Here is a 12,904-nt window from a genome sequence, read left to right as displayed (position 1 = left end):
CCACCGGTTCGTTCCGCTCCCGTTTGCTCGTTGAATTCTGGCTCATTGGGTTCTGACTCACTGTGTTCGCTCGAATTTGTTCCGCAGTACGATCGCGACCGAGTTCATCGCCAGGAGGACGGCGAGGAGCACGACGACACCGGCGGGGACCGCCTTCGTGTAGAAGTCCTCACTGGCGAAGAGGCTGGACCACGCGTACACCTGCAGCGGCATCGCGCTGACCTTCGCGCCGAGCGCGTCCGGGAGACTGAACACGACGTTCGGCGCGCCGATCATGATGAGCGGCGCGGTCTCGCCGATCGCCCGCCCGAGCGCGAGGATCGTCCCGGTCAGGATGCCGGGGAACGCCTCCGGAAGGACGACGTTCTTCACCGTCTGCCAGCGCGTCGCGCCCATCCCGTAGGAGGCCTGCCGCATGTCCGAGGGCACCGAGCGGATCGCCTCTCGCGCGGAGATGATGACGATCGGGAGGATCAGAAGCGCCAGCGTCGCGCCCCCGACGAGGACCGTCCCGGCGGAGCGGCCGAGGTACGTCACGAACACGCCGAGGCCGAGCAGCCCGTACACCACCGAGGGGACGCCGGCGAGGTTCGAGATGTTGACGTCGACGAACCGCGTGAGGGCGTTGTCGGCGGCGTACTCTTCGAGATAGACCGCCGCGCCGACGCCCACCGGGAACGAGAGCGCCGCCACCGTCGACATCAGGAGGATCGAGCCACCGATCGCGGGGTACAGCCCGGCGCTCTCGGCGGTCCCGCTGTGGGCGCTCGTCAGGAACCCCCAGTCGACCCACGACTGCGGGCCGGCGAACCCGAGCGCGTCGACCGCGAACGCACCGAGTAGCGCGCCGCCGACGACCGTCGCGGCGAAGGCCAGGCCGGCCGGAGTGCCCTCCTCGGTGAACGCCCCGCGCCAGGCGTACGCGCCCGTCGGGACGAACGCGACGGCCGTGACGACGACTGCCGGAACCGAGCCGAGGCCGACGAACGGCCCGGCGACGCCGGCGACGACGACGGCCGCCAGAGCCGCGCCGGCCGCGTACAGACCCGCCGACGCGTCGCGAACGCCGGCGACGTACGCGCCGGTCGACGCCGCCGCCGCGCCGCCGACGACGGCCGCGATCATCATCCAGTCGACCGGAATCACGGGGATCGACTGGATCACGTCGACGAGGCTGGGGACGATCCGCGGCGCGCCGACCGCGTCGCCGATCGGCCCGGGGAGGCCGAACAGCGAGAGGTAGAAGACCGCCGTCGTCGCCGCGAGCCGAGCCGTGAACGAAACCCGGTGGGCGTAGCGGGTGAGGCCGACCGCCGCGGCGAGGGGCACGACGAGGCCGATCGCGAACGACAGCGCGACCAGCGGCGGGACGACGTCGATCACCAGGAGCGCCACGCCGCCGCTGAACATCAGCGAGACGACGAGCAGCCCCACGAGCATCGCCCCGAACGTGAACGCGTCGCGGTCGCGTCGGCGGACGGTCCAGCCCACGAGGGCCGTCGGTGCGACGAGCGCGAGGAAGAACGCGAGGTACCAGCCGGGATCCGCGGTCAACGGACGGATCGCGTCGTTCGCGACGTAGAGCAGCAGGACGGCCAGCATCACGATGCCGAACATCGTCGCCGCCAGCAGCAGGTAGCGGAAGACGGTGCCGACGGTCCGGCTGACCTGTCCGAACCCCTCGATCTCACCCGTGTCGGTGTTCGTCGCCATCTCAGTACTCCTCCCGGTACCGCTGGGCGACGAAGTCGCTGATGACGTTCATAACGAGCGTGATGACGAAGAGGACGAGCCCGATGGCGAACAGGCTGCGGTAGGCCAGTCCCCCGCCGGTGATGTCACCGAGGAGCAACTGGACCATCGCAGCCGTCATCGGGAGCGAGCCCTCGAGGAACGACGCGGGGTTGACCGGGTTCAGGAACTGCGCCCGCGACCCGGCGGCGATCGTGACGGCCATCGTCTCGCCGATCGCCCGCGAGAGCGCGAGGATGAACGAGGAGAAGATGCCCGAGAGCGCGGCGGGAACCACGACGCCCGTCGCCACGTCGAACTTCGTCGCGCCCATCCCGTAGCCCGCCTGCCGGAGTTCGTCCGGCACCGCACTCATCGCGTCCTCGCTGATCGAGGCGACCATCGGGATGATCATAATCCCGACGACGACGCTCGCAGACAGCATGTTGAACGTCCCGATACTCGGGAGGACGACGGAGAGCGCGGGCGTGATGTAGATGAGCGCGAAGAAGCCGTAGACGACCGTCGGGACGCCCGCGAGGATCTCCAGCGCCGGCTTGAGCAGCGACCGGGCGCGCTCGCTGGCGTACTCGCTGAGGTAGATGGCGGTGGCGACGCCCAGCGGCAGGGCGATGACGGCCGAGCCGAGCGTGATCATCACCGTCGCCGAGACGAGCGTGAGGACGCCGAACTCTCCGCTGTTGATGTTCCAGGTCGTCCCGGTGAGGAAGTCGACGATCGACGCCGTCGGGCCGGTGACCCCCAGGAGCGGTGCCGTGAGCGAGAAGAACTTCGCCGCCTCCGTCACCAGCAGGACGACGATGCTGATCGTCGTCACGATCGAGAGCGCGGCACACAGGAAGAAGAACGTCCGTGTCAGTAGCTCTCGCGGCGAGTTCTCCGTCTGTTTCGTGATATCTGTCGTCAGTTCGTCCGTACTCATATTGTGGGTGATCTCTCAGTCGAACGGGTTGATGGAGCGAGCGCGTCGGCGTCGACGGCTCTCAGGCCGACTCCTCGACGGCGTCGTCGATCGTGTCGAGCATCTCGTCGCGTTCGTCCTCGCTGAGCGGGACGTATCCGACCTCGTCGGCGACGATCGCTTCGTCGGTGGCGTTCTCGATCCAGAAGCGCGCGAACTCGGCGATGTGCTCCTCCGCGAGCGCCGACACCTTCGGGTAGGTGAAGAGCGGCCGCGACAGCGGCGTGTAGTCGCCGGACAGCGCGGTGTCGAGCGACGGTTCGACGTAGTCGCCCTCGCCGTCCTTGATCGGAACGGCCTGGACGGTGTCCTGATTCTGGCTGAAGTACGCGAAGCCGAGGTAGCCCATCGCGAACTCCGAGCCGGCGACGCCCTGGATGATCGTCCGATCCTGCTCAGTCGGCGCGTAGTCCTGGCGGTGCCCCGGACCTTCCTCGCCGAGCACGGCTTCGATGAAGTAGTCGTACGTCCCCGAGGCGTCCGAGGGGCCGTACAGCTCCAGCGGCTCGTCGGGCCACTCGGAATTGACGTCGGCCCACGTCTCCGGCGGCGACTCCGCCGACCAGATCTCGTGGAGCTGCTCGACGGTGAGTCCCTCGCCGAGGAAGTCGTTGCCGTTGTTGACGATCACGGTGAGCGCGTCGGTCGCGACCTTGAGTTCGACGGGCTCGACGTCGTTGCTCGCACACTGTTCTTCCTCCTCGGGCTGGATCGGCCGCGACGCGTTGTTGAAGTCGGTCTGCCCCGTGCAGAAGTAGTTCGCGAAGCCACCGCCCGACCCGGTCGACTGGAGGCTCGTGCTGACGCCGCTGTGCTGTTCCTCGAAGCGCTCGGCCATCGCGCTGGCGAGCGGGAACACCGTCGAGGATCCGGCGATCGAGATCTCTCCCGAGAGCGCTCCGGATCCGCCGTCGTCGCCGGAGCCGTCCGAGTCGGCTTCGGTGGGTTCGGCGGTCGATCTGTCGTTCGGATTGCTCTGCGTGCAGCCCGACAGACCGGCGATTCCGAGGCCACCGGCGGCGGCGAGGAACGTCCGACGTGAGAAACGACTGTTGCGCCCGAGTTCGCGCGTCATTACCTCTCCGTACCCGTAGGTAAAATAAAACCGCTACTAATATGACTATATAGAAGAAATAGCGTTCTATACTGAATAGTAGATGTGCGGTCCGAAGTCGCGTTCAGTTTCTCTGTCGCGGGATCAAAATCTGAATGCGTTTCTATCCCACGTTCTTCTGATTTATTCCGGAATAACCAGACATATCGAGCCTCTGTTCTCCGCCCTCCTCAACTGGAGAAAATACTCGGATCCGAATCAACCGTCAGGAGTACATACTTTTCGACGCCGCCCGGATCCGATCGGGACTCTGCAGAGCCAGCCAGTCTGCTATATAGTAATAGCCAAATTTATATTCCGATGATCGCTACGGGCACTTATGGTGGAAACGCGGAAAGTCCAGGTCACCGGGGGCTCGACGTTCACAGTCTCCATTCCGAAGGAGTGGGCGACCGAGAACGACGTCTCGGCCGGGAGCGTCGTCGAGTTCTATCCCGAGGGCGACTCGCTGTTTTTGGCGCCCACGAACGGTGAGGAGCGGACCGAGGGAAGTCTCGACGTGACAGACCTCGCGGGCGACGAACTCACGCGCGCGGTGATGACGATGTACGTCAGCGGCTTCGACATCATCACGCTGGAGAGTTCCCGGATCACGACCGACCAGCGGCGGACGATCCGACAGGCGACGCAGAGTCTCGTCGGGTTGGAGGTCCTAGAGGAGACCCGCGATACGGTGGTCATTCGAGACCTCCTCGATTCGGCGGAGCTGTCGATTCACACCGCCGTCCGACGGATGCGGCTCATCTCGCTGTCGATGCTCGCCGACGCCGTCGAGGCGCTCTCGGAACTCGACGACGACATGGCCCGTGACGTGATCCAGCGCGACGACGACGTCGACCGGCTGTGGATGGTCGTCTCGCGCATCTTCCGGTCGACGCTCCGAACCCCGAAGGCCGCCGAGGAACTCGGGTTACCCCGGGAAGTCTGCTTCGACTACCAGTCCGCCGCGCGCCAACTCGAACGCGTCGCCGACCACGCGACGAAGATCGCCCACCTCACTCTGGAGTTCGAGAAACCGATCCCCGAGGAGGTCGTCGACGCGCTCGACGAACTGCACGAGGAGGCCCGGCGGATCATCGACGACGGGATGGACGCCCTGCTCGCGGACGACAGCGACGAGGCCACCCGCCTGGCGAACGAGGCCCGCGAGGGCGTGCAGGTGATCGACGAGCGCGCCCGGAAGATCGACGAACTACTTCGCGACCTCGACCCCGCACGCGCGCAGCTCCTCGGACTCATCGTCGATTCGGTGTCGCGGAGCGCCGACTACGGGGGCAACATCGCCGAGACGGCGCTGCAGAAGGCCGCGCCGACGCCGTAAGTCGAGAGAGAAGGCGTTACTCGTCGTCGACGAGGACGGCGTTGACCTGGCCGGTCTGACCGGGGCGGGACGTCACGCGGGCGCGCCCCTCGCTCGTTTCGATGACCGCACCCTTCGTGATGATGTTCCGGCGGACGTAGTTGACGTTCGCGGGGTTCTCGACCACGTTCTCGATCGTCGCTTCGGCGACCTCACCGTCGATAGCGACCTGGGCGGTGTTCGCCGAGAGCGCGCGCACCTTCTCGTTGTTGCCGCGGGAGTCGATGACCTGGAACCGCGGTTCGCCGACGGTGGTCTCGGCGGGCTGTCGACCGAGCTGATGTCGGGTCTTCTTGTGCGAGCGCCGGCGTCGACCGCCGGTGCGCTTCCGCTTGGAACGTCCTTGGTCCTGCATACGGGACAACTGGCCGGGTGAGTACTTGAATCGCACGAAGTGACGGCGCGGCGGTCTCGAACCTGTCGATGCGGCGGTAGAGCGGACGTCGGCACGCGCGCGGCTCACGACGGTGACATCGCGGAAAAGGAAGCAGCCGTCCGGGAACAGCCCGGACGGCCGCTGCCGCCCTGAATTGGTCCCCGCTGACGCTTCGGCCCTCCAGACGAAGCGTCACTTACGCGAAGGGGTGGGATGCACTTAAACGTGCCGTACCCGCACAGAAGTTTCCGCAAAACCCGGACCAGTCGTCGCCGGCGATCCGCCACGCGAGACGTTTTTGTCGCCGTGGATCCTCCCATCCCACAATGAGTGAGTCCAGATGAGCGGGAGTGACGCTGCCGAGCGCGCACGACGCGCCGCCGACCGCCACGAATCGCTCGACGCGAGAGCGGACGACCGCTACGCGGTCACGACGACGGCGTTCGACGCGGACGTCGCGACTGGCGCGGCCGACGGCCACGCGACGTTCGCAGTCACGGCTCGGGTCCCGATGCTCGACGCGGTCACGGCCGACCGGGTCGCGCCGGTCGTCGAGGACGGCTGGTTCGACACCTTCGCCCTCCGCTTGGAAGACGTCGACGGCGTGCTTCGCGGCAGCGACGACGTCGACGTCGCGGTCGAGCGGGCCGGAGACGAGGCTGTGGTCCGCGTCGAACTGGCCGACCTCGACGCGGCGCGGGGCGCCGCCGACTCCGTCGCGGTCGTCGAGTACGTCGAGGGCACGTACGTCGAGGGCGTCATCCCCGGCTACGACTACACCGAACCGGTGACGAACCTGCTCCAGCAGGCCGCCGACGCGGCGGGCGGGAGCCGAGGCGGGACGCCGCTCTGATCGCCGAACCCCCCGCTGGTTCGCACGATCGAACGGACACGGACGTCGTCAGTCCATCGCGATGTACGTCTGGGTGTCCTCGATGTCGCCCATCTCGTGGATCGTCGTGGCGATGTCCTTGACGTCGGCCGGACTGTCGACGCGTACCTTCACGATGTAGTCGACGTCGCCCGCGACGACGCTGACCGACTCGACGCCGCCGTCGATGGCCGACATCTCCGACTTCAGCCGGTCGACGTCGCCGGTCGCGGCCTTCACCATCACGTAGGCGGTGACCATCAGGCCGCACCCTCCTCGGGGTCCGGAGCCAGCGTCTCGCCGACGATGAGCTGTCTGACCTCCTCGAGGACGTCGAAGTCGGCGAGGACGGCGAGGCGGTCACCGACCTCGAGGGAGTCGTCCGACAGCGGCAGCCCCATCGGCCTGTCGGCTTTCCCGAACGCGACGATCCGGGAGTCGCCCGGGAGTGCGACCTCCTCGATCGTGTAGCCGCGCATCGGCGACTGCTCGGTGACGGTCATCAGCACCACCTGGAGGTTCTGGGCGACGTCCGCGATCGCGCGTATCGACCCGCCGAGGAGCGCGTTCTTCGCGCCGATCGCACCCAACCGTTCGGGGTAGACAACCTCGTCGACCTCGTCGGCGTACTTCTCGTAGACCTCCTCGCGGTAGTCCTCGTCGACGCGGAGCACCGTCCACGTCCGGTGGTGCTTGGCGATCGAACACGCGGCGAAGTTCACGTTCAGGTCGCTCGTGAGCGCCCCCAGACCGTCGGCGTCCTCGATACCGGCCTCCGCGAGGACCGTCTCCAGGGAGCCGTCGCCGTGGACCACCTCGAACCCGGCCTCCCGAGCGCGTTCCACCCGATCGCGGTCCTGCTCGACGAACGTGATCTGGTGCCCCTCGTCTCTCAGGACCCGACCGGTCCGGAGCCCGACGCGACCTGCACCAATGATAACGAACCGCATACACAGCCGTACACCGGCGGGCGTGAATAATGTTTCTCCGGAACGTTCGTGTGGTATCTCTCGGCGACGGTATCCGAAACGTCCGTGGAGTGTTTCTCGACGTCCGTCTGCGGAACCTCCGTCTGTGTCTCCCGACGGCGGCCCCCGCCGACGGCACAAACGCTTTGGGACGGTATTGCGTACCGTGGTAGTATGGTTCGCGCATACATTATGGTGAAAACCGGGCCGGGGAAGTCAGAGCAACTCGTCGACTCCATCCGCGGGCTCGCGGACGTCGCCGAGGCGCACGTCGTCGCCGGCGCGTACGACATCATCGCCGAGACCGACGCCGAGGAGGTGTACGACCTCCTCAACGCGTCGTCGAGCGGAATCCAGGGGCTGACCGGCGTCACCGACACGAAAACGTACATCGCGATGGACTGATCGCCGTCGGGACGGGGCCGAGCCGAACCCGTAAAGGCCTCGGCGTCCCTACCGAACGTATGGTCTCGGTCGTCGGACTCGTCCTGTTCGGAGCGGTGCTCGTGGTCCACACCCTGTTTGCGGCCGTTCTCACCCGGTTCTTCCGGCTTCGGCTGAAGACCCAATGGGGCTACGTGATCTACTCGTTCGCGATCATCCCCGTGGTGCTCCTCGTCACGACCCTCGTGTTCTTCGGCGTCTTCCCGATCGGTGCCGGACTCGACCTCGGGGGAACGGCGCTGCTCGGCGCGGCCATCGGCCTCCCGCTGGCGCTCGGCTTCACGATCGATACGCTGTACGTTCCCCCGCCCGAGGAGATCGATCTCCCGGATCGGCAGTGAGGCCCGGACGACCCGCCATTCCCTGCTCTGCCCGGCGACGGCCGCTCACGACCGCCGTTCGTCGACGAGCCGCTCGAACTCGTCGCCGACGACGTCGACGACCTCGGTGAGCGGCCGCGTGGCGTCGACGCGGACGAAGCGGTCGGGATCGCCGTCGATGAGCCGTTCGTAGTTCTCTCGGACGCGTTCGAGGTACGCCGCGCGCTCGAACTTGTTGGTCGCGCCAGCTCTGTCGGCTGCCGTCTCCGGGTCGACGTCGAGGTAGATCGTCGCGTCCGGCGGGTGCGAGAAGGCCCCGTGAATCTCTTGGATGTATTCGAGCGGGTCCCGCGCGCCGCTGAGATACGACTCCGAGAGCGACGCCGCCTGGTAGGCGAACCGCGAGTCGGTGTAGCGGTCGGAGACGACCAGGTTCCCCTCGGCGAGCGCCGGCCGCACGACGCGCGAGAGGTGGTCGGCGTGGTCGGCGGTGAACAGGAAGAGTTCGGCGAGCGGGTCGGCGTCGTCGTCGTGCATCGAGCGCTCGACGGCGTCGCCGTACCACGAGTCGGTCGGCTCGCGGGTGAACACCGCCTCCGAGTACTCGTCTGCGAGCGCCTCCCAGGCGGTGGTCTTGCCGCTGCCGTCCAGTCCCTCAAGCGTGAGGAGCATAGTTCGAGGTGGCGGGCAGGAGCGTTAAAACCCCTCGGAGTCGGCGGCGTCGGTCGCCTCCGATTCCGCCGTCCCCGACGACCCGCTATCGACGACGTCCGTCCGCGACGACGCCCCGGCCTTGCGCGTCTGATTACCGCGACGAACCCGCACCGCGGCCTTCGCGACCCCGTAGACGCCGATCGCGACGAGGACGATCGTGCCCCCGGCGGCGACGTCGTACCAGTACGACAGCGTGACGCCGGCGACCGTCGCGAGGAGCCCGGCCCCGACCGCCGCGGCGATCGAGCGCTTGAACCCGCGGACCGGCGTCGCCGCGGCGACCGGGATCACGAGCATCGCGGCGACGAGGATGACGCCCATGATCTGCATCGCGGCGACGACGACGACGGCGGTCAGGACCGCGAGCAACTGGGTGTAGCGGGTGACGCCGAGGCCGGCGGCCCGAGCGCCGACCTCGTCGAACGTCACGTAGACGAGCGGGCGGTAGGCGACGGCGACGACGCCGCCGACGGCGACGCTCATCGCCAACAGTACCGCGGCGTTCACCCTGGAGACGGTCGCGAGGGACCCGAAGAGGTACGCGTTGATGCCGACCGCGATCCCGCCGTCGGTCGCCGTCACGAGCACGCTCCCGACCGCGAACGAGCCGGTCAGGACGATCGCGAGCGACGTGTCTCGGTACGTGCCGGCGTGATCGACGAGCGCCTGAACGGCCAGCGCGGCGGCGGCAGCGACGACGAGCGCGGTCACGAGCGGCGGGATCGTCAGCGCGAAGACGCCGTTGACGAACAGGCCGGCCGCGACGCCGGCGAACGCCGAGTGCGCCAGCGTGTCGCCGATCATCGCCATCTCGCGGTGGACCAGGAAGCTCCCGACGAGCGGCCCGATGACGGCGATGCAGACCGCCGCCAGGTAGGCCCGCTGCATGAACGGCGAGGCGAGGATCTCGATTCCGGTCGCCGCGGCGAGCAGGTCCAGCGCCGCTCCCCAGACGTCGTCGAGGACGAGGTCGACCGCTCGGTCGAAGGAGATCGCGAGCGGGACGTGCGCGTCTGCGGAACTCGCGAGCGCGTCGCCGGTGAGAAGTGCGGATCCGGACATCAGTGATCGTGGTGGACGACGTGCTGTCTCCCGCCGTAGGCGTCGGCTAAGGCGTCGGTCTCGACGAACGATTCGGGGCTGCCGTGGAAGTAGAGCTCGCGGTTGAGACACGCGATCTCGGTGGCGTGGGTCGTGACGACGCCGATGTCGTGTTCGATCAGGACGACCGTGATCCCCTCGTCGTTCAGTTCGTGGAGCAGTTCGTAGAACGACTCGCGGGACTCGGCGTCGACGCCGGTGGTCGGTTCGTCGAGCGCCAGGAGGTCGGCCTCCCCGGCGAGTGCGCGGGCGATGAACACGCGTTGACGCTGGCCGCCCGAGAGGCGGCCGACGCGTCGGTCCGCCAGGTCAGCGATCCCGACCCGCGCCATCGCGTCGTCGACGGCGCGGCGATCCGCCTCGGAGAACCGACCGACGAGTCGACGCGGGTACCGCCCCATCCGGACGACCTCCGAGACGGTGATCGGCATCGCCTCGTCGGCGTTCGCCACGTCCTGTGGCACGTAACCGACCCGCTCGCCGTCGCCGAACTCGCTGGCGGGCTCGCCGAACAGCGACACGGTTCCACTGTCGGGTCGCCGGAGCCCGATCATCAGTTCCAGAAGCGTCGTCTTCCCCGATCCGTTCGGCCCGACCAGTCCCAGGAACGCGCCCTCCTCGACCTCGAACGAGACGCCTTCGATTACCGACCGTCCCGAGTACCCGAACGTGAGGTCCTGGACTTCGATCGCGGCCATCACGCCTCCAGCGCTCGTTCCAACGTCGGGAGGTTCACGTTGCGCATCACGTCGAGATAGCCCCACTCCTCGGCCTCCCACTCGTCTGTCAACCCGGGCATCGAGGTCAGCGGCAGCACCGCCTCGGCGTCGGTCTCCGCGACGAGCTGCTCGGCCGCCCGCTGGGACTCTAACGGGTCCGCGCAGACGTACCGCAAGTCGTGTCGATCGACGACCGTCTGCGCGCGCTCGATGTCTCTGGGCGTCGGACGGTCGTCGGGAGAGACGTTCGTCAGCGCCTCGATCTCGACGCCGTACCGCTCGCCGAAGTACCGGAGGGCGTTGTGGCCGGCCACGAGGACGACGCCTTTCGATGCCTCAGCGACCGTCGATTCGAGCCGTCCGTGGAGGTCGTCGACGTCGGCCCGGAACGAGGCGGCGTTCTCGGCGTACGTCTCGGCGTTGTCCGGATCGACCCTCGACAGCGCGTCGCGGACGTTTTCGATCGCGGCCCCGAGCCGGAGCGGATCCATCCAGAAGTGCGGGTCGGTTCCGCGGTCGTGCTCGTGCTGGTCCTCGTCGTGGTGGTCAGTGGTGTGTTCGTCGTGGTGGTCAGTGGTGTGTTCGTCGTGGTGGTCAGTGGTGTGTTCGTCGTGGTGGTCCGTCCCGTGCTCGTGCTGATCCGAGTGGTCGTGGGAGTCGTCGGCCGGCAGCAGCTCGACCCCGGAAGCCACGTCGACGGTCGCCACGTCCGAGCCGTCGTCGTCGAGGTCACCCAGGATGTCGTCGACCCACGGCTGGAAGCCGACCGGCCCGTGGACGAACAGCGCCGCGTCGTGGACCGCTTCGCGAACCCGCGGCCCGGGCTCCCACCCGTGTCCGTGCTGTCCGACCGGAACGAGCAGTTCGGTCGCCGCGGCGTCGGCCGCGACGTTCGCCGCCACGTCACCGAACACGAAAAACGGGGACTGCGCGGTGGCCCGTCCGGACTCCGAGCCGTCGCCGTTCGTCGCTCCGCCGACGCATCCGGCGCTTGCACCCACCGCGGCTACCCCTGCCGCCGTCACGAGCAGTTGGCGTCTGGTTGTCTCCATCTAATTAATAATATAGAAGTTCAATATAATAACTTTACCATTGAAGAAGACACCAACATAATAAATCCGAATGAGACCGACAGCCCCGAGGGAGGTCGTCTCGGCAGTTAGCTTTACGTCGGCACGGAGAGATATCACGGGTATGAAAGTACTTGTCGTCGGCGGAAGCGGGTTTATCGGAACCAACCTCTGTGCCGAACTGAAGCGCCGGGGACACGACGTGACGGCGCTTTCGCGGAGCCCGAGCAGCGACGACTTACCCAAAGGCGTCAATAAAGTGATGGGAAACGTCAGGGAGTACGGATCCATCCGCGAGGCGTTCGAGGGGAAAGACGCCGTGTTCAACCTCGTCGCGCTCTCCCCGCTCTTCAAACCGAGCGGCGGCGACAAGATGCACGACGAGATCCACCGGAAAGGAACCGAACACGTCGTCCGCGCCGCGGAAAAGCACGAGGTCGACCGGTTCGTTCAGATGAGCGCGCTGGGGGCCGATCCGGACGGGCCGACGGCGTACATCCGCTCGAAGGGTGCGGCCGAGGAGATCGTCACCGAGTCAGTCCTCGACTACACGATCTTCCGTCCCTCGGTGGTCTTCGGCGAGGGCGGCGAGTTCGTCTCCTTCACGAAACTGCTCGCTCCGCCGTACGTCAGCGCGCTTCCCGGCGGCGGGAAGACCCGTTTCCAGCCGATCTGGGTCGGCGACCTCGCGCCGATGCTGGCGGACGCGATCGAAGACGAGAAACACGTCGGACAGATCTACGAGATCGGCGGCCCCGACAAGCTCACCCTGGCGGAGATCGCGCGGTTGATCCACGATTCCGACGGCCGGTCGACGACGGTCGTCCCGGTGCCGATGGGGCTGGCCAAGATCGGACTCAGCATCGGCGGCCTCGTTCCGGGGTTCCCGATGGGCAAAGACCAGTATCGATCGCTGCAGTTCGACAACGTGACTGACGACAACGACGTCGACGCCTTCGGTGTTGGCGTGGGTGAACTGACGACGTTAAAGGCCTACCTGAACGGCCGAGCCGGCGACGTGGGGGGCGGAAGCGCGGCGGCGACGTCTGATTGACCAGTCCCCGACCAGCGCGAGCCGAGCCACCGACCCGCCGCTCCCGAATATAAATCCTGAGAAATGGAGCGTCACACCGC

At 67.2% G+C, this 12,904-nt stretch carries 15 protein-coding genes; 5 read left to right on the top strand and 10 right to left on the bottom strand.

Annotated elements, in window-relative coordinates:
- Nucleotides 1-57: 57 nt before the first annotated feature.
- The 3 genes from pstA to NO360_RS04480 form a co-directional block, all read right to left on the bottom strand.
- Nucleotides 58-1,713, bottom strand: coding sequence for a phosphate ABC transporter permease PstA (pstA, locus tag NO360_RS04490; protein WP_256306302.1), 1,656 nt, complete (start codon nucleotides 1,711-1,713; stop codon nucleotides 58-60).
- A gap of 1 nt (nucleotide 1,714) precedes the next feature.
- On the bottom strand, nucleotides 1,715-2,674 hold the full coding sequence (pstC, locus tag NO360_RS04485) for a phosphate ABC transporter permease subunit PstC (protein ID WP_256306301.1): 960 nt from the start codon (nucleotides 2,672-2,674) through the stop codon (nucleotides 1,715-1,717).
- Between the two features lie 61 nt (nucleotides 2,675-2,735).
- Nucleotides 2,736-3,788 carry a PstS family phosphate ABC transporter substrate-binding protein gene (locus NO360_RS04480; RefSeq protein ID WP_256306300.1) on the bottom strand — a complete coding sequence of 351 codons (1,053 nt, stop codon included), beginning with the start codon at nucleotides 3,786-3,788 and terminating at the stop codon, nucleotides 2,736-2,738.
- A gap of 358 nt (nucleotides 3,789-4,146) precedes the next feature.
- Here NO360_RS04480 and NO360_RS04475 point away from each other — a divergent pair, with 358 nt between their 5' ends.
- The gene (locus NO360_RS04475) at nucleotides 4,147-5,148 is read left to right on the top strand and encodes a phosphate signaling complex PhoU family protein (protein WP_256306298.1); all 1,002 of its coding nucleotides are present in this window, start codon (nucleotides 4,147-4,149) and stop codon (nucleotides 5,146-5,148) included.
- Nucleotides 5,149-5,164: 16 nt separating this feature from the next.
- Here the strand turns inward: NO360_RS04475 and NO360_RS04470 are convergent, their stop codons facing one another.
- Nucleotides 5,165-5,542, bottom strand: coding sequence for a 30S ribosomal protein S8e (locus tag NO360_RS04470; protein WP_256306297.1), 378 nt, complete (start codon nucleotides 5,540-5,542; stop codon nucleotides 5,165-5,167).
- Between the two features lie 361 nt (nucleotides 5,543-5,903).
- Between NO360_RS04470 and NO360_RS04465 the strand changes: the two genes are divergently transcribed.
- Nucleotides 5,904-6,416 (top strand): DUF5813 family protein, encoded by a 513-nt coding sequence (locus NO360_RS04465; protein ID WP_256306296.1) that lies wholly within the window; start codon nucleotides 5,904-5,906, stop codon nucleotides 6,414-6,416.
- A gap of 48 nt (nucleotides 6,417-6,464) precedes the next feature.
- On the opposite strand, the gene NO360_RS04460 is transcribed toward NO360_RS04465, so the two are convergent.
- Nucleotides 6,465-6,695: an Lrp/AsnC family transcriptional regulator gene (locus NO360_RS04460; RefSeq protein ID WP_256306295.1), complete on the bottom strand. Its 231-nt coding sequence runs from the start codon at nucleotides 6,693-6,695 to the stop codon at nucleotides 6,465-6,467.
- Nucleotides 6,695-7,384, bottom strand: a complete 690-nt coding sequence (locus tag NO360_RS04455; protein WP_256306294.1) for a potassium channel family protein — start codon at nucleotides 7,382-7,384, stop codon at nucleotides 6,695-6,697. The genes NO360_RS04460 and NO360_RS04455 overlap by 1 nt, the downstream gene beginning before the upstream one ends.
- A gap of 192 nt (nucleotides 7,385-7,576) precedes the next feature.
- Here NO360_RS04455 and NO360_RS04450 point away from each other — a divergent pair, with 192 nt between their 5' ends.
- Nucleotides 7,577-7,807 (top strand): Lrp/AsnC ligand binding domain-containing protein, encoded by a 231-nt coding sequence (locus NO360_RS04450; RefSeq protein WP_256306293.1) that lies wholly within the window; start codon nucleotides 7,577-7,579, stop codon nucleotides 7,805-7,807.
- Between the two features lie 59 nt (nucleotides 7,808-7,866).
- Nucleotides 7,867-8,187 carry a DUF7991 family protein gene (locus NO360_RS04445; RefSeq protein WP_256306292.1) on the top strand — a complete coding sequence of 107 codons (321 nt, stop codon included), beginning with the start codon at nucleotides 7,867-7,869 and terminating at the stop codon, nucleotides 8,185-8,187.
- Nucleotides 8,188-8,232: 45 nt separating this feature from the next.
- Here NO360_RS04445 and tmk read toward each other — a convergent pair whose 3' ends face one another.
- The 4 genes from tmk to NO360_RS04425 are packed head-to-tail and all read right to left on the bottom strand — an operon-like array spanning nucleotide 8,233 to nucleotide 11,752.
- Nucleotides 8,233-8,838, bottom strand: a complete 606-nt coding sequence (tmk, locus tag NO360_RS04440) for a dTMP kinase (protein ID WP_256306290.1) — start codon at nucleotides 8,836-8,838, stop codon at nucleotides 8,233-8,235.
- A gap of 24 nt (nucleotides 8,839-8,862) precedes the next feature.
- On the bottom strand, nucleotides 8,863-9,942 hold the full coding sequence (locus tag NO360_RS04435) for a metal ABC transporter permease (protein ID WP_256306289.1): 1,080 nt from the start codon (nucleotides 9,940-9,942) through the stop codon (nucleotides 8,863-8,865).
- Nucleotides 9,942-10,679, bottom strand: coding sequence for a metal ABC transporter ATP-binding protein (locus NO360_RS04430; RefSeq protein WP_256306288.1), 738 nt, complete (start codon nucleotides 10,677-10,679; stop codon nucleotides 9,942-9,944). Before NO360_RS04430 ends, NO360_RS04435 begins: the two co-directional genes overlap by 1 nt.
- On the bottom strand, nucleotides 10,679-11,752 hold the full coding sequence (locus NO360_RS04425; protein WP_256306287.1) for a metal ABC transporter substrate-binding protein: 1,074 nt from the start codon (nucleotides 11,750-11,752) through the stop codon (nucleotides 10,679-10,681). Before NO360_RS04425 ends, NO360_RS04430 begins: the two co-directional genes overlap by 1 nt.
- A 142-nt stretch (nucleotides 11,753-11,894) precedes the next feature.
- On the opposite strand from NO360_RS04425, the gene NO360_RS04420 reads away from it, so the two are divergent.
- Nucleotides 11,895-12,824, top strand: a complete 930-nt coding sequence (locus NO360_RS04420; protein WP_256306286.1) for a complex I NDUFA9 subunit family protein — start codon at nucleotides 11,895-11,897, stop codon at nucleotides 12,822-12,824.
- Nucleotides 12,825-12,904: the final 80 nt, after the last annotated feature.

Origin of the sequence: Halobellus litoreus, from assembly GCF_024464595.1 — an archaeon.
Lineage (GTDB): Archaea > Halobacteriota > Halobacteria > Halobacteriales > Haloferacaceae > Haloquadratum > Haloquadratum litoreum.
Note: the sequence above shows the minus strand (reverse complement) of the source record. Positions and strands in the feature narration are given on the sequence as shown.